General features: G+C 54.1%; 18 protein-coding genes. 10 read left to right on the top strand and 8 right to left on the bottom strand.

Going from position 1 to position 20,590, the window contains the following annotated elements; genetic code table 11:
* Positions 1–8: 8 nt before the first annotated feature.
* From oadA to citS, 3 genes are all read right to left on the bottom strand, one after another.
* Positions 9–1,784, bottom strand: a complete 1,776-nt coding sequence (oadA, locus tag LCS67_RS18620) for a sodium-extruding oxaloacetate decarboxylase subunit alpha (protein ID WP_000150495.1) — start codon at positions 1,782–1,784, stop codon at positions 9–11.
* A gap of 16 nt (positions 1,785–1,800) precedes the next feature.
* Complete coding sequence (locus LCS67_RS18615) at positions 1,801–2,040, bottom strand: oxaloacetate decarboxylase subunit gamma (RefSeq protein WP_001001154.1); 240 nt, start codon at positions 2,038–2,040, stop codon at positions 1,801–1,803.
* Positions 2,041–2,198: 158 nt separating this feature from the next.
* Positions 2,199–3,539 carry a citrate/sodium symporter CitS gene (gene citS / locus LCS67_RS18610; RefSeq protein WP_000183609.1) on the bottom strand — a complete coding sequence of 447 codons (1,341 nt, stop codon included), beginning with the start codon at positions 3,537–3,539 and terminating at the stop codon, positions 2,199–2,201.
* A gap of 244 nt (positions 3,540–3,783) precedes the next feature.
* Between citS and citC the strand changes: the two genes are divergently transcribed.
* The 7 genes from citC to dapB all read left to right on the top strand — a co-directional run bounded on the left by citC (position 3,784) and on the right by dapB (position 9,985).
* The gene (citC, locus tag LCS67_RS18605; RefSeq protein ID WP_077916013.1) at positions 3,784–4,827 is read left to right on the top strand and encodes a [citrate (pro-3S)-lyase] ligase; all 1,044 of its coding nucleotides are present in this window, start codon (positions 3,784–3,786) and stop codon (positions 4,825–4,827) included.
* Between the two features lie 29 nt (positions 4,828–4,856).
* Positions 4,857–5,150, top strand: coding sequence for a citrate lyase acyl carrier protein (citD, locus tag LCS67_RS18600; protein WP_000691461.1), 294 nt, complete (start codon positions 4,857–4,859; stop codon positions 5,148–5,150).
* Complete coding sequence (gene citE / locus LCS67_RS18595; protein WP_001247809.1) at positions 5,147–6,016, top strand: citrate (pro-3S)-lyase subunit beta; 870 nt, start codon at positions 5,147–5,149, stop codon at positions 6,014–6,016. Before citD ends, citE begins: the two co-directional genes overlap by 4 nt.
* A gap of 10 nt (positions 6,017–6,026) precedes the next feature.
* A complete protein-coding gene (citF, locus tag LCS67_RS18590; RefSeq protein ID WP_000665582.1) occupies positions 6,027–7,547 on the top strand; it encodes a citrate lyase subunit alpha in 1,521 nt (506 codons plus the stop codon).
* A complete protein-coding gene (gene citX / locus LCS67_RS18585; protein WP_031568117.1) occupies positions 7,547–8,098 on the top strand; it encodes a citrate lyase holo-[acyl-carrier protein] synthase in 552 nt (183 codons plus the stop codon). Before citF ends, citX begins: the two co-directional genes overlap by 1 nt.
* Positions 8,076–8,984 (top strand): triphosphoribosyl-dephospho-CoA synthase CitG, encoded by a 909-nt coding sequence (gene citG, locus LCS67_RS18580; protein ID WP_001103238.1) that lies wholly within the window; start codon positions 8,076–8,078, stop codon positions 8,982–8,984. The genes citX and citG overlap by 23 nt, the downstream gene beginning before the upstream one ends.
* Before the next feature lie 179 nt (positions 8,985–9,163).
* Positions 9,164–9,985, top strand: coding sequence for a 4-hydroxy-tetrahydrodipicolinate reductase (dapB, locus tag LCS67_RS18575; RefSeq protein ID WP_000544042.1), 822 nt, complete (start codon positions 9,164–9,166; stop codon positions 9,983–9,985).
* A gap of 127 nt (positions 9,986–10,112) precedes the next feature.
* On the opposite strand, the gene LCS67_RS18570 is transcribed toward dapB, so the two are convergent.
* Positions 10,113–10,277 carry a hypothetical protein gene (locus tag LCS67_RS18570; RefSeq protein ID WP_001610158.1) on the bottom strand — a complete coding sequence of 55 codons (165 nt, stop codon included), beginning with the start codon at positions 10,275–10,277 and terminating at the stop codon, positions 10,113–10,115.
* 747 nt (positions 10,278–11,024) lie between these two features.
* On the opposite strand from LCS67_RS18570, the gene carA reads away from it, so the two are divergent.
* From carA to caiF, 3 genes are all read left to right on the top strand, one after another.
* On the top strand, positions 11,025–12,173 hold the full coding sequence (gene carA / locus LCS67_RS18565; RefSeq protein WP_000597270.1) for a glutamine-hydrolyzing carbamoyl-phosphate synthase small subunit: 1,149 nt from the start codon (positions 11,025–11,027) through the stop codon (positions 12,171–12,173).
* A gap of 18 nt (positions 12,174–12,191) precedes the next feature.
* Positions 12,192–15,419: a carbamoyl-phosphate synthase large subunit gene (gene carB / locus LCS67_RS18560; protein WP_001126315.1), complete on the top strand. Its 3,228-nt coding sequence runs from the start codon at positions 12,192–12,194 to the stop codon at positions 15,417–15,419.
* A 273-nt stretch (positions 15,420–15,692) separates the two neighbouring features.
* Positions 15,693–16,088 (top strand): carnitine metabolism transcriptional regulator CaiF, encoded by a 396-nt coding sequence (gene caiF / locus LCS67_RS18555; RefSeq protein WP_000333324.1) that lies wholly within the window; start codon positions 15,693–15,695, stop codon positions 16,086–16,088.
* A 76-nt stretch (positions 16,089–16,164) separates the two neighbouring features.
* Here the strand turns inward: caiF and caiE are convergent, their stop codons facing one another.
* The 4 genes from caiE to caiB all read right to left on the bottom strand — a co-directional run bounded on the left by caiE (position 16,165) and on the right by caiB (position 20,543).
* A complete protein-coding gene (gene caiE, locus LCS67_RS18550) occupies positions 16,165–16,761 on the bottom strand; it encodes a carnitine operon protein CaiE (protein ID WP_000122863.1) in 597 nt (198 codons plus the stop codon).
* Between the two features lie 109 nt (positions 16,762–16,870).
* On the bottom strand, positions 16,871–17,656 hold the full coding sequence (gene caiD, locus LCS67_RS18545; protein ID WP_000004378.1) for a crotonobetainyl-CoA hydratase: 786 nt from the start codon (positions 17,654–17,656) through the stop codon (positions 16,871–16,873).
* Positions 17,657–17,709: 53 nt separating this feature from the next.
* Positions 17,710–19,263: a crotonobetaine/carnitine-CoA ligase gene (gene caiC / locus LCS67_RS18540; RefSeq protein ID WP_000355804.1), complete on the bottom strand. Its 1,554-nt coding sequence runs from the start codon at positions 19,261–19,263 to the stop codon at positions 17,710–17,712.
* A gap of 62 nt (positions 19,264–19,325) precedes the next feature.
* Positions 19,326–20,543 (bottom strand): L-carnitine CoA-transferase, encoded by a 1,218-nt coding sequence (gene caiB, locus LCS67_RS18535; RefSeq protein WP_001016212.1) that lies wholly within the window; start codon positions 20,541–20,543, stop codon positions 19,326–19,328.
* Positions 20,544–20,590: the final 47 nt, after the last annotated feature.

The following is a 20,590-nucleotide window of genomic DNA, read 5'->3' as shown; positions in this document are numbered from 1 at the left end:
GTTCTCCGTTACGCCAGCGTCATCAGGGTGTCGCCCACAGAGACCGCGTCCCCGGACTTCACCGCGATACCGCGTACCGTCCCGGCCTGCGCGGCGCGGATTTCGGTTTCCATCTTCATGGCCTCCAGAATCAGCAGCACATCGCCTTCGGCCACCGTCTGGCCCTCGGTGGCAATCACCTTCCAGATATTCCCCGCCAGCGGGGCGGTGACCGGGGTGCCTGCGCCTGCGGGGGCGGCGGCCTGAACCGGTGCGGAAGAGGCCGCCGGTTCAGCCGCAGTGAGCTGGCTGATATCGCCGCCGTCGCTGACCTTCACCACAAAGGCTTTGCCTTCCACTTCCACGGTGTAGATACCGGAAGCTGCGGCTTTTGCCGGGGCAGCGGCAGGCTGCGCGGCTTCCGCCTGCGGCACCGGCTCAAACGCCGCCGGGTTGTGGCGGTTCTCAAGGAATTTGAGGCCGGGTTGCGGGAACAGCGCCACGGTGAGCACGTCGTCGATGGCGTTTCCCGCAAGCTGGATGCCCTTCTCCTGCGCCTGGCGCCTGACGTCCGCTTCCAGTTCAGCCAGTTCCGGTTTGAGTAAATCCGCCGGACGGCAGGTCACCGGGGCTGCCCCTTCCAGCACGCGGGCCTGTAACGCGGCGTTAACCGGCACCGGGGTGTGGCCGTATTCGCCTTTCAGAATGCCCGCCGTTTCTTTGGCAATGGTTTTGTAGCGTTCGCCGGTCAGGACGTTGAGCACCGCCTGGGTGCCGACAATCTGCGAGGTGGGGGTCACCAGCGGGATAAAACCGAGGTCCTCGCGCACGCGGGGGATTTCCGCCAGCACCTGGTCCAGCTTGTCCGCCGCATTCTGCTGCTTCAGCTGGCTTTCGAGGTTGGTCAGCATCCCGCCCGGTACCTGCGCCACCAGAATGCGGCTGTCGTAGCCTTTCAGCTGGCCTTCAAAGGCGTGATATTTTTTGCGCACCTCGCGGAAGTAGGCGGCGATGCTTTCCAGCTTCAGGATATCCAGCCCGGTGTCATATTTTGTGCCGGCAAGCGTGGCGACCAGCGCCTCGGTGGCCGGGTGGCCGTAGGTGGCGCTCATGGAGGAAATCGCCGTGTCCACGCCGTCAACGCCCGCCTCGATAGCCTTCAGCAGGGCCATCTCCGCCATCCCGGTGGTGGCGTGACAGTGCAGGTGCAGGCGCACCTCAAAACGTTTTTTGATTTCACTGACCAGCTCAAAGGCGGCCATCGGCGTCAGGATGCCGGACATATCCTTGATGGCAATCGAGTCAACGCCGGTTTCCAGCAGCTGTTCGGTCAGGTCCAGCCAGGTCTGCAGGGTGTGCGCCGGGCTGGTGGTGTAAGAGAGCGTGCCCTGGGCGTGTGCGCCGTGGCTGCGCACCGCCTGCAGGGCGGCTTTCATATTGCGCGGGTCGTTCATGGCATCAAACACGCGGAACACGTCCATGCCGTTTTTCACCGCGCGTTCGACAAAACGCTCCACCACGTCATCGGCGTAGTGGCGGTAGCCGAGCAGGTTCTGGCCGCGCAGCAGCATCTGCAGCGGGGTTTTGGGCATGGCTTTTTTGAGTTCACGCAGGCGAACCCACGGGTCTTCGCCGAGGAAACGGATGCAGGCGTCAAAGGTCGCACCGCCCCAGCACTCCAGCGAGCCGTAGCCGACATCGTCAAGCTGAGCGGCAATCGGCAGCATATCGTCAAGGCGCAGGCGGGTGGCGAACAGAGACTGGTGGGCGTCGCGCAGGACGACATCGGTAATGGCAATGGTCATGGATCCCTCCGGGAAATTAAACGTGGTGGCGGTGATGGTGAATGGCGGCGGCAATCACCGGCTTTAAGCGGGTGAAGTCGTCCACGACGGGAACGGCGCGCGGTGCGGGCGCGGCGACGGGTTCCGGGAAGAAGCGAGTAATCACGGCAGACATGCCGCGAATGGCAAAGATGAGCAGGAACAGAAAGCTCAGTACGAACCCCATCCCTAAAAACATCAGGGTGAAACCTTCACCCAGTAGTACAGCTTCATTCATGAATCATTTTCCATAATGAGAGGCACGACGGTGGCCTTGACGACAACCTTCCTGGTGAATCCGGCTAAGGAGTAGAGTGGATTTCCCTTGGCCACCTCTGGCTTTGGCCTCTACTTTTCTCCAGGTCGTTTGCGGCAAAGACACCGCCGTGCGTTTTTTTACACCATCATGCTGAACACGATGCTAGCGATAACCAGCACAATACCGCCGCCCAGACGAGAGGAAATTTGTGCATACGAGATGAGGCTCATACGATTACAGGCGGAAAGCACTTCCAGATCGCCGGAACCGCCGCGGTTGGCCATACAAAGACCCGCAGTAATGGATGATTCAATCGGGTAGAAGCCAATCAACCAGCCCCCGATAGCTGCGCCAACGACAGCGCCGACCACAATGATCGCGGCGATAACGACGTTGGCGAACGTCAGGGCGTCGATGATCTCTTGCAGATCGGTGTAGCAAACACCCACACCTACCATCAACACCCACAGCAGTTGTTTGGAGAAGAAGTCAGAAAGACGTTTTGCCCCGGCTTTAATCTCCGGTGAGCAAAGACCTGATGCGTTCAGCGCAGCAACAATCAGAACCATCCAGGCGAAGTAGTGAATAGAGACGCCGCCGATGCTTGGCAGAATTTTCTTGGCAACAACATAGGCCAGCAGGAAGCAGGTGGTGGATAACACCATGCCAACCGCCGTTTCACGATGGGTAATCTGACCGGCCTTTTCATCATCTTCGGTTTTGAAGGAAGCCTTACGAACCAACTCACCTTCACCGCTAAGCCAGGTGTATTTTTTACCGACCATATCGAGGAGTGCAGCGAAAATAATGGCGAAGATGTTTGCGATGGTCAGAATGGCGATAGCCGTTGAGTAGTACTCTTCGCGAGAACGTCCGGTAACTGAGTGATAAATTTCAGACAGAGGCACGGCGCCCGCGCCGTTACCACCGCCCATAATCGGCAGAACGTACAGCATCATGATACGGTCGACCGGGATACCGAAGCACAGACCAATGACGATACCGAAAAGGGACGCGCCGACGATCCCGGCGAGGATGGTTGGGATATAGCCCAGCAGTGATTTTAATAGCAGCTTACGGTTTACCGACAGGATAGCGCCTGTGATCAACACCGCGATAAACAGGTTAAGGAAGTTGCTTTTATCCATTACGTTGCTGATCGCATCAATTTCTTTCTGCGTAAATATGCCAGCATAGACAAAATAAGCTGCAACCAGAAATATCATAACCGGTGCGCCGCCAATATATTTATTGAAGATCGGTAAACGTTTGCCGATTTCACCAAAAATGGCCCCCATCACAAACATAAGGGCAAAACCACCGACTAAGTCAGTAGGTATAGCATTATAAAAATGAGAAAGTAATAAAGTAATTAATGCAAAAGCATAAAGCGGTAGCGGCATACCAAAGATTTTGAATCTGAGTAAATCGCTAGCCCCCTTTCTCTCCGTAGCCGAAGCCTGGGTCATGTTGGTCATAAACATTTTCCTGTGTATTGATGGGTAACAAGACCTGCGCATACTAATAAATTCAATGAACCGTGAGATGTGACTATCTTCACTGAATGGTTGTGTTTTTAATTAATTTAATTGTTTTTATTAACTCTGATTAATTAAGGAAATAAAAACTATAAAGGTCATAAAGGCAGCGGGGAAAGTGTGATGTCTATTCCAGACGAATAATATAAACACTGGCGAAATATGCGGCGTTATTTGCTGACGGATGCTGAATAGAGTGAATCTGATATTTAAACGCATTTATTTGCAAAAGGATGTATTGCGTCGCGAGTCGGTCGCCATGTTTCTGAAGGGCGAGGGACTCGCCCTGGAAGACGATTGTGAAATCGCGGTATGCGCATATTGGCAGGGTGAGATAGTTGGATGCGGCTCGCTGGCCGGGAACGTACTGAAATGCATCGCTGTTTCCCCAGTTTTACAAGGGGAAGGGCTCAGCCTCAAACTGCTGACTGAGTTGCTTACATTGGCCTACGAGTTAAGCCGCAGCGAGCTTTTCCTGTTCACTAAGCCGCAAAATCGGTTGCTGTTTTCTGGCGCGGGGTTTTGGCCCATTGCGCAGGCAGGTGAGCTGGCGGTGTTAATGGAGAACAGCAGTGAACGGTTAGCGCGCTTTTGTCGCCAACTGGCGCTTTATCGTCAACCGGGAAAAACGATCGGCGCCATCGTCATGAACGCCAATCCGTTTACATTGGGCCACCGTTACCTGGTGGAGCAAGCGGCTGCGGCCTGTGACTGGTTGCATCTGCTTGTGGTCAAAGAAGATGCTTCATTTTTTTCCTATACCGACCGTTGGGCACTGATCGAACAAGGAATCGCGGGCATTGACAACGTCACGTTGCATTCCGGCTCCGCTTATATGATCTCGCGTGCGACGTTTCCCGGCTATTTCCTCAAAGAAAAAGGGGTTGTGGACGACTGCCATTGCCAGATCGATCTGCAACTCTTCCGTGAACATCTGGCTCCAGCGCTGGGGATTACCCATCGTTTTGTCGGCAGTGAACCGTTTTGTCCTCTGACCTGTGCCTATAACCAGCGAATGCACGACATTTTACACGATCCGAAGCGCAGCGGCCCGGTTATTGAGGTCGTCGAGCTGGCGCGGGTGGAGAAAAACGGCACGGCTATTTCCGCCTCTCGCGTCAGAAAACTGTATAGCGAACGTAATTGGCCGGCGCTAAGCGCGCTGGTGCCTGCTGGTACCCTGGCATATCTGCAGCGGCATGCCGCCAGACACACTGAAACCATATGACGTAACACCGTTAACAAGGAACATAACTAATGAAAATCATTAAAGATGCCCTGGCAGGCACGCTGGAATCCAGCGATGTGATGATCAGGATAGGTCCATCCAGCGAGCCAGGAATTCGGCTGGAGCTAGAGAGTCTGGTGAAGCAGCAGTTTGGCGCGGCGATTGAGCAAGTCGTGCGCGAAACGCTGGCGAAGCTGGGCGTTGAACGCGCGCTGGTTAGCGTCGATGACAAAGGCGCGCTGGAGTGTATTTTACGCGCCCGAGTGCAGGCGGCGGCGCTGCGCGCTGCAGAACAAACGGAAATTCAATGGAGTGCGTTATGAGACCACGTCGCAGTATGTTGTTTATCCCCGGCGCAAATGCGGCCATGTTGAGCACCTCGTTTGTCTATGGTGCGGACGCGGTGATGTTCGACTTAGAAGACGCCGTAGCGTTACGTGAGAAAGATACCGCCCGTCTTTTGGTTCATCACGCGCTTCAACATCCGTTCTATCAGGATGTTGAAAAAGTGGTGCGCATTAATCCACTGAACACGCCGTTTGGTCTGGCCGATCTTGAGGCCGTCGTGCGTGGTGGCGCGGATATTGTGCGTCTGCCGAAAACCGACAGCAAAAACGATGTGCTGGAGCTGGAAGCGCAGGTCGAACGGATCGAACGTGAATGCGGACGCGAGGTCGGCAGTACCAGGCTGATGGCGGCGATCGAATCAGCGAAAGGCGTGGTCAATGCCGTCGACATCGCCACCTCCAGCCCGCGCATGGTGGCAATTGCGCTGGCGGCATTTGATTACGTGATGGATATGGGCACCTGCCGGGGCGATGGCACCGAGCTGTTCTACGCCCGCTGCGCAGTGCTGCATGCGGCGCGCGTTGCGGGTATTGCCGCCTATGATGTCGTTTGGTCGGATATCAATAATGAAGAAGGCTTCCTGAAGGAAGTGCAGTTGGCGAAAGGACTTGGTTTTAACGGTAAGTCCTTAGTGAATCCACGTCAGATTGAGCTGTTACATCAGGCTTATTCTCCGACACGTAAAGAAGTTGAGCATGCGTATGAGGTGATTGCCGCCGCTGAAGAGGCTGAGTCTCGCGGTCTGGGCGTCGTTTCACTCAACGGCAAAATGATTGACGGCCCGATTATCGACCACGCGCGCAAAGTGGTGGCGCTGTCGGCTTCCGGTATTCGTGATTAAGGAAGGAACCATGAAAGAGACTGTAACCATGCTCAACCAGCAATATGTCGTACCGGAAGGATTACAGCCCTACCAGGGGGTAACAGCGAACAGCCCGTGGCTTGCCAGCGAAACGGAAAAGCGTCGGCGTAAAATTTGTGACTCGCTTGAAGAGGCTATCCGTCGTTCCGGGCTTAAAAATGGTATGACGATCTCCTTCCACCATGCGTTTCGTGGTGGCGACAAAGTCGTCAATATGGTGATGGCGAAGCTGGCGGAAATGGGATTCCGCGATCTGACGCTTGCCTCCAGCTCATTAATTGATGCCCACTGGCCGCTTATCGAACACATTAAAAATGGCGTGGTGCGGCAGATTTACACCTCCGGGCTGCGCGGCAAGTTAGGGGAAGAGATCTCCGATGGCCTGATGGAAAACCCGGTACAGATCCACTCTCACGGCGGCCGCGTAAAACTGATTCAGAGCGGTGAGCTGAATATTGATGTCGCTTTCCTCGGCGTGCCGTGCTGCGACGAATTTGGTAATGCGAACGGTTTTAGCGGCAAGTCACGCTGCGGCTCTTTAGGGTATGCGCAGGTTGACGCGCAGTACGCTAAATGCGTGGTGCTCCTGACTGAAGAGTGGGTCGAGTTCCCCAATTATCCGGCCAGTATCGCGCAGGATCAGGTTGATTTGATCGTGCAGGTGGATGAGGTAGGGGATCCGGAAAAAATTACCGCGGGCGCGATTCGTCTGTCCAGTAACCCGCGTGAACTGTTGATCGCCCGGCAGGCGGCCAATGTGATCGAACACTCAGGTTATTTTTGTGACGGTTTCTCGCTGCAAACCGGCACCGGTGGCGCTTCTCTGGCGGTCACCCGTTTCCTGGAAGACAAAATGCGTCGCCACAACATTACGGCGAGTTTTGGCCTGGGCGGGATCACCGGCACCATGGTGGATCTGCATGAGAAAGGGTTGATCAAAGCGCTGCTGGATACGCAATCATTCGATGGCGATGCAGCCCGTTCGCTGGCGCAGAATCCACATCATATTGAAATCTCAACCAATCAATACGCGAACCCCGCCTCTAAAGGCGCGGCATGCGAACGCCTGAATGTGGTGATGCTGAGCGCACTGGAAATTGACGTGAATTTCAACGTTAACGTGATGACCGGTTCAAACGGCGTACTGCGTGGCGCATCGGGCGGCCATAGCGATACGGCAGCAGGGGCCGATCTCACCATTATTACCGCACCGCTGGTCCGTGGCCGAATCCCATGCGTGGTGGAAAAAGTGCTGACTACCGTCACGCCTGGGGCAAGTGTTGATGTGCTGGTTACCGACCATGGTATTGCAGTGAACCCTGCGCGTCAGGATCTGCTTGATAACCTGCGTGCTGCGGGCGTGGCGCTGATGACCATCGAACAACTGCAACAGCGCGCTGAGCAACTGACCGGTAAACCGCAGCCGATTGAGTTTACCGATCGGGTGGTGGCTGTGGTGCGTTATCGCGACGGTTCAGTGATTGACGTGATTCGCCAGGTTAAAGGCTGATGAAGGGCACAGACCTGCTGTACCAGGGCCAGGCAGTTACGCTGGAGGAGATGCTACAAGCGCGCGATAAACGTGCCGCCAGGCAGCGTCAGGCGTTGAACTGCTATCGGCTACCGTTGATTTCCCTCACGCTGGTTGCACCGGGCGCCGTTAAAAACTCAGTGGTCTGGCGGCGTGTCGCCGATTACGCAATTGCCGAAATACTGGCGCTTTGCGAACAGAAGGAGTGGGTCAACGTCTGGGAAATTCAGGTGAATGAACGCAGCGGCCCGGAATGGATGGCAGCGGTCTGTGCGCCGGCAATGGCGTTGAAACAGCACATGTCGACACTAGAGATGAGCCATCCGTTAGGGCGGCTTTGGGACATCGACATTATTGATAGCGACGGTAAGTCGCTATCACGCCGTGAACTCGGGCATCCTGCCCGGCCATGTTTGATATGCCAGCAGGATGCTCATCTCTGTGCCCGGGGCAAGCATCACACCCTTGACCTTTTGTTGGATGAAATTGCACGAAGGATTGAATGCTATGAACGTGAGCGTTGTGACTGAACGGCGTACGCCAGCGTACTCATCGCTGGCGGCTGGCGAACTTAATGGGTTGGTTGCAAGAGCGCTGCTGACGGAAGCCAGGCTGACACCAAAACCCGGTCTGGTCGATATTCGTAATTCGGGAGCGCATAGGGATATGGATCTGGCGGCATTTGAACGTAGCACTACCGCCATTGCTCCGTGGATGGAAAAGTTTTTTATCATGGGCAACAACACGGCGGCGCTGGCGGCAGAAAATGTCCTGGTGATGCTGCGTCCGCTGGGGATGGCCTGTGAGAACGATATGCTACAGGCGACCAATGGTGTGAATACCCATCGCGGGGCGATTTTCGCTTTTGGCCTGCTGAGCGCAGCGATTGGCCGACTTCTCGCGCGGGGAGAACCGTTGGAGCAAAATCGTATCTGCGACCAGGTTGCCCGCCTGAGTCGGAATATTGTTGCCCACGAGCTCTCAGCAAAAAAAGCGGGAAAACTGACAAAGAGTGAAACCCATTTCCAGTGCTATGGCCTGTCGGGCGCGCGGGGAGAAGCGGAAAGCGGTTTTCGAACCGTCAGAACGCAGGCTTTGCCGGTGTTTAACCGGGTCGTGCAGGAGCATGACGATACCCATCTTGCCCTGCTGCAAACATTGTTGCATCTGATGGCGTGGAATGATGATACCAATCTGGTGTCACGGGGAGGCCTGGAAGGGCTTTACTACGTGCAGCAGCAGGCACAAAAATTGTTGTGGCAAGGGGGCGTATTGGTTGAGGGGGGCATTGAAGCGATGCAGTCCCTCGATGATGAACTCATCCTGCGTAACTTAAGCCCTGGCGGTAGCGCGGATTTACTGGCAGTGACCTGGTTTTTAAGTCATTTTCCTGCCGGTTCCCTCTATCCTGAGTAAGTTTCTCTTCTTTCATTCTCTCCAGCAATGATTCATCCTGCGGGATGAATCATGTCTTTTACTGATATCGCTCCCTGTTTATCATTAATTTCTAATTATCGGCGATTTTAGATGGCGGCCTCCGGGCGCGCTGGTTACTCTGAAAACGGTTTACGCAATTTTTACAAAAGAGAATAGCTATGCATGAAGCACAGATCCGCGTTGCGATTGTCGGCGCCGGTGGCCGCATGGGACGGCAGTTAATCCAGGCCGCCATGGCGATGGAAGATGTTCAGCTGGGTGCCGCGCTGGAGCGCGAAGGCTCTTCCTTGCTGGGCAGCGATGCTGGCGAACTGGCAGGCGTGGGGAAAACGGGCGTCATCATTCAAAGCGATCTGGCGTCGGTCAAAGATGATTTCGATGTTCTGGTCGATTTTACCCGTCCTGAAGGCACACTGGCGCATCTGGCATTCTGCCGTAAACATGGTAAAGGGATGGTGATTGGTACTACCGGCTTTGACGACGCCGGTAAACAGGCCATTCGCGAGGCGTCGCAAGAGATTGCGATCGTTTTCGCCGCAAACTTTAGCGTCGGCGTTAACGTCATGCTCAAGCTGCTGGAGAAAGCCGCGAAGGTAATGGGCGACTATAGCGATATTGAAATTATTGAAGCGCACCACCGCCATAAAGTGGATGCACCGTCGGGTACGGCGCTGGCAATGGGCGAGGCAATCGCCGGGGCGCTGGATAAAAATCTGAAGGACTGCGCGGTCTACTCGCGTGAAGGTTATACCGGCGAGCGCGTACCGGGCACGATTGGCTTTGCGACCGTACGCGCGGGCGACATCGTCGGCGAACATACCGCGATGTTTGCCGATATTGGCGAGCGCGTAGAGATTACGCATAAAGCTTCCAGCCGCATGACGTTTGCAAATGGCGCGTTGCGATCGGCATTATGGCTAAAAACGAAGAAAAATGGGCTATTTGACATGCGGGATGTGCTGGGACTGGATGTACTATAACGACTAAATACCTTCGTGATGTGGTTGTGGTAATCAAGATTAATTGATTACAAAGGGCAATATATTATTGCCCTTTTGTTTTTTTGCCCCCCGGTTATTCGGTCAGATAAATAACGCCTTTCACCATTCATGTTTCGATAGTTTCTTCGCCCACGACATGTTCTGCCGCTGTTTGCGCGTTAAGAATAGTCAGTTTAAAGATCTCCGGGCCAACGGCATCCATTTGCGTGACGTAATTGCCATTACGATAAATGCGGTTAATTAGCCCTTCAGGCGCATCGGTACGGGCCATTACGTTCAACGGGAAAAATACTGCCTGAACTGATGTTAGTCATATTCAGCCGCAGTGGCTTACCGTATGCAAAAGGCACCTCGACCAGACTGATAAGACTGATATCCATTGGGGGGGAGTGCTGTTCCTCGGGGGGGGGGTTATCTCTTTTGTTTCAATAGGTTAGCTTTTTTATGCTGTAGTGAGGCTGGTTGTGGTTCAATCGTATGCGCTAGTCTTAAAGAAAAAGAAGTTAGACCTTTATATCGAGATTGTGATTCTCATTACATTATCTTAATTTGCTGTTTTTGTCGATTTTTTTGATGTGTTTTGTTTGTTTTTTATTTTAACAAGTGATTGATTTTTAAATTATTTTTATCGTTAATTTGCTTTATTTTGAATTTTTATTCATTTAATGGTATTGGTGGTTATTAAATTAATTTTTATCGTTGTTTTTCGTTGTTTTAATGTGAAATTTGACCATTTGGTCCACTTTTTATCGTTCCAGTCAGCTTTTTTCGAACTCAAGGAAGCGCAAGCGTTTTCTATCGTCACTTAGTTGATCTTTTTGCCTATTAAATAGGATAACTTCCTTATAATGTGCAAAATAACATAAAAAACACCCTCTTTAAGTTGACTTTTATCCGGCTTAACTTCAGAATGCCGCCGTTTGCCAGAAATCCACGGGTAAGCAAATTTGCATTGCTTCATACTGACTGAATGAATTAATATGCAAATAAAGTGAGTGAATATTCTCTGGAGGGTGTTTTGATTAAGTCAGCGCTATTGGTTCTGGAAGACGGAACCCAGTTTCACGGTCGGGCCATTGGGGCAACGGGTTCGGCGGTTGGGGAAGTCGTTTTCAATACTTCAATGACCGGTTATCAAGAAATCCTCACTGATCCTTCCTATTCCCGCCAAATCGTCACTCTTACTTATCCCCATATTGGTAATGTCGGCACCAATGAAGCCGATGAAGAATCTTCTCAGGTACATGCACAAGGTCTGGTAATTCGCGACCTGCCGCTGATTGCCAGCAACTTCCGTAACACCGAAGACCTCTCTTCTTACCTCAAACGGCATAACATTGTGGCGATTGCTGATATCGATACCCGCAAGCTGACGCGTCTGCTGCGTGAGAAAGGTGCACAGAACGGCTGCATCATTGCAGGCGATAGCCCGGATGCGAAGCTGGCGCTGGAAAAAGCGAAAGCATTTCCTGGACTGAACGGTATGGATCTGGCGAAAGAAGTGACCACGGCGGAAACTTACCGCTGGACGCAGGGTAGCTGGACGCTGAAAGACGGTTTACCGGAAGCGAAATCTGAGGATGACCTGCCGTTCCACGTGGTGGCCTACGATTTTGGCGCCAAACGCAACATTCTACGTATGCTGGTGGATCGCGGCTGCCGCCTGACGGTGGTGCCAGCGCAGACCTCTGCTGAAGAGGTGCTGGAAATGAATCCGGACGGCATCTTCCTGTCAAACGGCCCTGGCGACCCGGCCCCGTGCGACTACGCGATTACTGCTATCCAGAAATTCCTCGAAACCGACATTCCTGTGTTCGGCATCTGCCTCGGCCATCAGCTACTGGCGCTGGCGAGCGGTGCGAAGACCGTTAAGATGAAGTTCGGCCATCACGGCGGCAACCATCCGGTAAAAGATATGGACCGAAACGTGGTGATGATCACCGCGCAGAACCACGGCTTTGCGGTGGATGAAGACTCGCTGCCAGCCAACCTGCGCGTGACCCACAAGTCGCTGTTCGACGGCACCCTGCAGGGCATTCACCGTACCGATAAACCGGCGTTCAGCTTCCAGGGCCACCCGGAAGCCAGCCCCGGCCCGCACGATGCTGCACCGCTGTTCGACCACTTTATCGAGCTTATTGAGCAATACCGTCAGTCCGCGAAATAATCAGGAGTAATAAGAGCCATGCCAAAACGTACAGATATAAAAAGCATCCTGATTCTGGGCGCGGGCCCGATTGTTATCGGTCAGGCGTGTGAGTTTGACTACTCCGGCGCTCAGGCGTGTAAAGCGCTGCGCGAAGAGGGTTACCGCGTCATTCTGGTGAACTCCAACCCGGCCACCATCATGACCGACCCGGAAATGGCCGATGCCACCTACATCGAGCCGATTCACTGGGAAGTGGTGCGCAAAATCATTGAAAAAGAGCGTCCGGATGCGGTGCTGCCGACCATGGGCGGCCAGACAGCGCTGAACTGCGCGCTGGAGCTGGAGCGGCAGGGCGTGCTCGAAGAGTTCGGCGTCACCATGATTGGCGCCACCGCCGACGCCATTGATAAAGCCGAAGACCGTCGTCGCTTCGATATCGCGATGAAGAAAATTGGTCTCGACACCGCGCGTTCCGGTATCGCGCACACTATGGAAGAAGCGCTGGCGGTTGCCGCTGACGTGGGCTTCCCGTGCATCATCCGTCCGTCCTTTACCATGGGCGGCACCGGTGGCGGTATCGCTTACAACCGTGAAGAGTTCGAAGAAATCTGCGAACGCGGTCTGGATCTCTCGCCAACCAACGAGCTGCTGATTGATGAATCGCTGATCGGCTGGAAAGAGTACGAGATGGAAGTGGTGCGTGATAAAAACGACAACTGCATCATCGTCTGCTCTATCGAAAACTTCGACGCAATGGGTATCCATACTGGGGACTCGATCACCGTGGCCCCGGCACAGACGCTGACCGACAAAGAATACCAAATCATGCGTAACGCCTCGATGGCGGTACTGCGTGAAATCGGCGTCGAAACCGGCGGTTCTAACGTCCAGTTCGCAGTGAACCCGAAAAACGGTCGTCTGATCGTTATCGAAATGAACCCGCGCGTCTCCCGCTCCTCGGCGCTGGCGTCGAAAGCCACCGGCTTCCCGATTGCCAAAGTGGCCGCCAAACTGGCGGTGGGTTATACCCTCGACGAGCTGATGAACGACATCACCGGTGGCCGTACACCGGCCTCCTTCGAGCCGTCTATTGACTACGTTGTCACCAAAATTCCGCGCTTTAACTTCGAGAAATTCGCCGGTGCCAACGACCGTCTGACCACCCAGATGAAATCGGTCGGGGAAGTGATGGCGATTGGCCGCACGCAGCAGGAATCCCTGCAAAAAGCGCTGCGCGGCCTGGAAGTGGGCGCTACCGGCTTCGACCCGAAAGTCAGCCTCGACGACCCGGAAGCGCTGACTAAAATCCGCCGCGAGCTGAAAGACGCGGGCGCTGATCGTATCTGGTATATCGCCGATGCCTTCCGCGCAGGCTTGTCTGTGGATGGCGTGTTCAACCTAACCAACATCGACCGCTGGTTCCTGGTGCAGATTGAAGAGCTGGTGCGTCTGGAAGAGAAAGTGGCTGAAGTCGGGATTACCGGCCTCAACGCCGACTTCCTGCGTCAGCTCAAGCGCAAAGGTTTTGCCGATGCGCGTCTGGCGAAACTGGCGGGCGTGCGCGAGGCGGAAATCCGCAAGCTACGCGACCAGTATGACCTGCACCCGGTCTACAAGCGTGTGGATACCTGCGCGGCGGAATTCGCCACCGATACCGCCTATATGTACTCCACTTATGAAAATGAGTGCGAAGCGAACCCGTCCGTTGATCGCGATAAAATCATGGTCCTCGGCGGCGGCCCGAACCGTATCGGCCAGGGCATCGAATTTGACTACTGCTGCGTACACGCCTCGCTGGCGCTGCGCGAAGACGGTTACGAAACCATTATGGTCAACTGTAACCCGGAAACCGTCTCCACCGACTACGACACCTCCGACCGCCTGTACTTCGAGCCGGTGACGCTGGAAGACGTGCTGGAAATCGTGCGCATCGAGAAGCCGAAAGGTGTGATCGTACAGTACGGCGGCCAGACCCCACTGAAGTTGGCGCGCGCGCTGGAAGCGGCAGGCGTGCCGGTTATCGGCACCAGCCCGGACGCCATCGACCGCGCGGAAGACCGTGAACGCTTCCAGCATGCGGTTGACCGTCTGAAGCTGAAGCAACCGGCCAACGCCACCGTCACCGCCATTGAACAGGCTGTCGAAAAAGCGAAAGAGATCGGCTACCCGCTGGTAGTACGTCCTTCTTACGTGCTGGGCGGTCGGGCGATGGAAATTGTCTACGACGAAGCCGACCTGCGTCGCTACTTCCAGACCGCAGTCAGCGTCTCTAACGATGCGCCGGTACTGCTGGACCGCTTCCTTGATGATGCGGTTGAAGTGGACGTGGACGCTATCTGCGACGGCGAAATGGTGCTGATTGGCGGCATTATGGAGCACATTGAGCAGGCTGGCGTACACTCCGGCGACTCCGCCTGTTCCCTGCCAGCCTACACGCTGAGCCAGGAAATTCAGGACGTGATGCGCCAGCAGGTGCAGAAGCTGGCTTTCGAGTTGCAGGTGCGCGGCCTGATGAACGTGCAGTTTGCGGTGAAAGACAACGAAGTCTATCTGATTGAAGTCAACCCGCGTGCGGCGCGTACCGTACCGTTCGTCTCCAAAGCCACCGGCGTGCCGCTGGCGAAAGTGGCGGCGCGCGTGATGGCCGGCAAATCGCTGACCGAGCAGGGCGTGACCCAAGAAATTATCCCGCCGTACTACTCGGTGAAAGAAGTGGTGCTGCCGTTCAACAAATTCCCCGGCGTTGACCCGCTGTTAGGGCCAGAAATGCGCTCTACCGGGGAAGTGATGGGCGTCGGTCGTACCTTCGCGGAAGCGTTCGCCAAGGCACAGTTGGGCAGTAACTCCACGATGAAGAAACAGGGCCGTGCGCTGCTCTCGGTTCGCGAAGGCGACAAAGAGCGCGTGGTGGATCTCGCGGCCAAGCTGCTGAAACAGGGCTTTGAGCTGGATGCCACCCACGGTACGGCGATTGTGCTGGGCGAAGCCGGTATCAACCCGCGTCTGGTGAATAAGGTGCATGAAGGTCGTCCGCACATTCAGGACCGCATCAAGAATGGCGAATATACCTATATCATCAATACCACCGCAGGCCGCCGCGCGATTGAAGACTCCAGGGTGATTCGTCGTAGCGCGCTGCAGTATAAAGTGCATTATGACACCACGCTGAACGGCGGTTTTGCAACGACGATGGCGCTCAATGCCGATGCCACCGAGAAGGTAACCTCGGTGCAGGAAATGCACGCGCAGATCAAAAAGTCGTAAATAAAGGGTCCGGTGGATATTGCTCTAACCGGACCTGTAATATAATTCTGAAAGGGTTTCTGTAAAGAAACCCTTTTTTTATCTTGCGTAAGGTCATTCCTGGAGAAGTCCGTTTCCGTAACCACATTTTCTATGTAATAAGCACGATATTGCTCACACTAATCAATATTTAAGTCGCATACTATCTTGCATATCCACAATTTTAATATGGCTTAGTTTTTATTAGTTTGGACAGGCCGTAGCCAGATTTTTAATTTGTGAAATGGTGTGCTTATGTGTGAAAAATATGTTGAAAGACCGCTTTATTTGTTAATTGCTGACTGGATGATGGCAGAGAACCGATGGATCACGGCCAGGGAGATTTCCCGTCAATTTGATATTGAACACTGCAAAGCAATTAATACGCTCTCCTATATTCTGTCAGAAGTGGGGGAAATTGTTTGTGAAGTGAAGATGATCCCTAACCAGATTGCAGGACGGGGCTGCCAGTGCCAGCGTCTGGTGAAAGTCGTGAGTATCGACTCTCAACTCTATCGCCGATTGAATCATAATTTGCAGGAAAGAAAAGTGAGCGTGGCGAAAGCGCCGCGACTGTCTGCCGTTCCTCCCACAGAGCTAAACCGTGAGCAGAAATGGCAGATGATGCTCTCCAAGAGTATGCGTCGATAATTGTCTGTTTACCTGCTGGCGGGGTAAACGGTAATTGACGCGTAGGCCGGATAAGCGTGAGCGCATCCGGCATCAATTACTGTGCTGATTTTGGCTTCACGTCCGTCGTGCCTTTCAGGCGCGGCCGGTTTTCTTCGACCTGCGTTAACGGCTTCGTTTCAGATAACCCCGTTCGACAGCGGATCGCAAGATCCTGATATTCTTTAGTGTTGAGGCGTTTCCAGTGCAGCTCCTGATCCGTAACCTGGCGTAGTACGCGCGCCGGTGAACCCACCAGCAGTTGCCTTGCCTCACCCTGAAATCCGGCTTTGACAAAACTCATGGCGGCGACAATGCTCTCTTCGCCAATCACTGCGCCGTCCATAATGACGCTATTCATGCCGACCAGGGCGTCCCGTCCCACCACGCAGCCATGTAAAATAGCGCCGTGGCCGATATGGCCGTTTTCATGCACGATGGTATCGGTATCGCAGTAGCCATGCATAATGCAGCCATCCTGCAGATTAGATCCTGCCTCCAGGATCAGGCGGCCATAATCCCCACGCAATGACGCGAGTGGGCCAATATAAACGCCGGCGCCCACGATGACATCGCCAATCAGCACGGCGCTGGGATGGACAAACGCGTCCGGGTGTACCACCGGGATCAGTCCTTCAAAGGCGTAATAGCTCATGGTTGTACCTCTGTTTTTTTGCCGGATGGCGGCGTAAACACCTTATCCGGCCTACGGTTGCGCATGTGCTGTAGGCCGGATAAGCGAAACGCCATCCGGCATAGTCACATTAACGACCCTTCCACACCGGATCGCGTTTTTCGGCAAATGCCTGCGGTCCTTCGAGCGCATCTTCTGAATGCAGTACCGACGGATAATGCTTCAGTACGCCGCTGCGGATGTAGCGGTAGCCTTCTTCTACCGGCATTTCGCTGGTCGCGCGATAAATCTCTTTTAGCGCCGCGATAGCCAGCGGGGCGCTATTGACCAGTTGTTGCGCCAGTTCGCGAGCGCTCTCCATCAGTTCGCTCTGGCTGACAACGCGGTTCACGATCCCCCAACGCAGCGCTTCTTCGGCGCTCATTCGTCTGCCGGTCATCACCATTTCGTTGACGATAGCCGGTGGCAGCAGCTTAGGCAGACGCAATACGCCGCCGCTGTCAGGCACGATGCCGAGCTTTGCTTCCGGCAGCGCGAAGCTGGCGTTTTCGGCGCAGACAATAAAGTCCGCCGCCAGCGCCAGCTCAAAACCGCCGCCAAACGCGTAGCCGTTCACCGCGGCGATAACCGGCTTATCGAGGTCAAATATTTCGGTTAAACCGGCAAAGCCGCCGGGACCAAAATCGGCATCCGGCGCTTCACCTTCCGCTGCCGCTTTTAAGTCCCAGCCAGCAGAAAAGAATTTCTCCCCGCCGCCGGTAATGATTGCTACGCGTAATTCCGGATCGTCACGGAAATTAAGAAAAGCTTCACCCATTGCAAAGCTGGTTTTGGCGTCAATGGCATTCGCTTTAGGTCGGTCGAGGGTAATTTCCAGGATCGGGCCGTTACGGGTCAGATGTAATGACTCACTCATAGTTCATCTCCAGATAAATAGTTTCCCGGCGGGAGGGATTCCTGCCGGAAGGTTTATTTCAGATTTTTTTTGATTATTTTTCCTGAACAGTTGCGCGGCAGGTCAGTTCTGATCTCCATAAAAGAGGGAACCTTGAATTTCGCCATATTGTTTTCGCAGAAGCTGAAAAACTCGGCCTCGCTTAATGTTTCACCTTCATTAAGGACGATAAACGCTTTAATGGCTTCATCACGGATCGCATCTTTAATACCGACCACCACAATGTCCTGAATTTTCGGATGCGCAGAAATAATATTTTCCAGCTCGACGCAGGAGACATTTTCCCCGCCGCGTTTAATCATGTTGCAGCGTCTGTCGACAAAATAGAAATAGCCATCCTCATCCTGGTAACCCGAATCACCGGTATGTAACCAGCCCTCTGGTTCCAGCGCCCTGGCGGTTGCCTCCGGCTGCATGTAATACTCTTTGAAGATAGTCTTGCCGGGGATGCCTTTAATACAGATTTCGCCAATTTCTCCGGCGGGCAGCGGGCGATTTTGATCGTCGCGAATTTCAGCTTCATAGCTAAAACCCACGCGACCAATGGAAGGCCAGCGCCGTTTGTCTCCGGGACGGTCGCCAATAATTCCGACAATGGTTTCAGTCATACCATAAGAGGTCAGCAGCCTGACGCCAAAGCGTTCGGTAAAGGCGTCTTTTTCCTGCGCGGATAGATTGAGATAGAACATCACTTCGCGCAGATGATGCTGCCTGTCCGTTGGTGCGGCGGGTTGGACCATCAGCGTGCGGATCATCATCGGGATGCACTCGGTCACCGTCGCCTGATATTTACGTACCTGATCCCAGAAGGCCCTGGCGCTGTACTTTTCCAGGAGCACAAAGGTGCTGCCGGCGGAAAAGGCTGGCATTGCGGCGGTACACTGGCAGTCGATATGAAACGCGGGCATCACCGTCATGTACACGTCATCATCGCGCAGGGCGATTTGCCAGGCAGAGTAGTAGCCTGCAAAACGCAGGTTATAGTGGGTAATCACCACCCCTTTTGGACGCGAGGTGGTACCGGAGGTAAACAGAATTTCCGCCGTATCGTCAGTGGATAACGCGGGCGTATAGCACAGCGTGGCCGACTGGCGTGCTTGTAGTTGGGTAAAGTGGCTCACGCCGTCGTCAGCCGGAAGCTGCTCGCCAATCAGACAGATATGATTAAGCGGAGTGCTATTGTCCTGGCGTATTTCACGGTACATAGGATAAAACTGGGCGCTGGTAACCAGCAGACTCACCTGGCTGTTTTGCAGGATCCAGGCGCTTTCTTCGCCCAGTAAGCGGGCATTAATCGGCACCATAATGGCGCCGATTTTTGCCAGCCCAAACCAGCAAAAGATGAATTCCGGACAGTTATCCAGATGCAGCGCGACCCTATCACCCTTGCGGATCCCTAAGGAGTAAAAAAGGTTCGCCGTGCGGTTAATCTCTTCATTGAGCGAGGCATAGCTAAACTGCCGAACGATTCCCTCACAGGATTCGAAAATTAACGCCGTTTTATCTCCGTACACCCCGGCCAGGTCGTCCCACATCTGACGTAAGTTTTGTCCGCCAACGATATCCATATTGCTTTATCCACTGAAATCAGGCGTGAGCGCTAACCGGAAAACCGATTAGCGCATCGCGTTTAATCCTCAACTTTGGCCAGGCCTTTGCCGACCAGTTCCTTAATATCTGCTTCGCTATAACCAATGTTTTTCAGAATGGCGGCGGTATCCATGCCGTGTGATGGCATGCCACGCCAGATTTTCCCCGGGTTGTTTTTAAATTTCGGCATGATGTTCGGCCCTTTACAGGTGCGACCGTCCATTGTTTGCCACTGAGTAATCGATTCGCGGGCAACGTACTGCGGGTTACCTTCCAGTTCCGGAATGGTGAGCACCTTCGCACAGGCGATATTCAGCTCAGCAAAACGCGCCTGAACGTCGGCGATGGTGTGTGTTGCCAGCCAGGCGTCCAGTTTCTCTTCGACGAGCGGGCCGTAAGGGCATTCCACGCGATGGATGAGCTGCGTGCCTTCCGGAACTTCCGGCGTACCGAGAATATGGGCCAGACCAATATCTTTAAAACACTCGTTGATTTGCGTGATGCCGACCAACTCCATGACGATGTAGCCATCGGCGCATTTATACAGGCCGCAGCCGGCGTAGTAGGGGTCTTTCCCTTTCGTCATACGTGGACAGATTTCGCCGCCGTTGAAGTAGTCCATCATGAAATACTGACCCATGCGCAGCATCACTTCGTACATGGCGATATCGATGCTTTCACCTTTACCCGTTTCGCGTACTTTGTGCAGGGCCGCCAGCGCGGCTGTCGTCGCGGTCATCCCGGAGAAGTAATCGGCGGTATACGGGAAGGCTGGCATCGGCTGATCAACGTCGCCGTTTTGGATCAGATAACCACTGAATGCCTGCGCGATGGTGTTATACGCCGGAAGATTGGTGTACTCCTCGGTACCATACTGGCCGAAGCCGGAAAGGTGGGCAATGACCAGTTTCGGGTTATGTTCCCACAGCACTTCATCAGTAATACCACGGCGGGCAAAGGCCGGGCCTTTACTGGCTTCAATGAAAATATCGGTGGTTTCCATCAGTTTCAGAAACGCTTCCCGACCTTCATCTTTGAAAATATTCAGCGACAGGGCGTGCAGGTTGCGGCGTGAGAGCTGCGGGTAGTTAGGCTGTACGCGGATGGTATCGGCCCATGCGACGTTTTCAATCCAGATAACCTCGGCGCCCCATTCGGCGAACATCTGTCCGGCGAATGGACCGGCGATTTCGATTCCTGAAAAAACAACGCGTACCCCAGCAAGCGGGCCAAAGGTTGGCATTGGTAAATGATTCATCATTTTTCTCCTGGCATTTTTTGTGGTATGTAGGCCGGATAAGCACA

Source organism: Salmonella sp. A7, from assembly GCF_020181675.1.
Lineage (GTDB): Bacteria > Pseudomonadota > Gammaproteobacteria > Enterobacterales > Enterobacteriaceae > Salmonella > Salmonella enterica.
The sequence above is the reverse complement of the archived record's forward strand: the minus strand, read 5'-3'. Positions and strand labels throughout refer to the sequence as shown.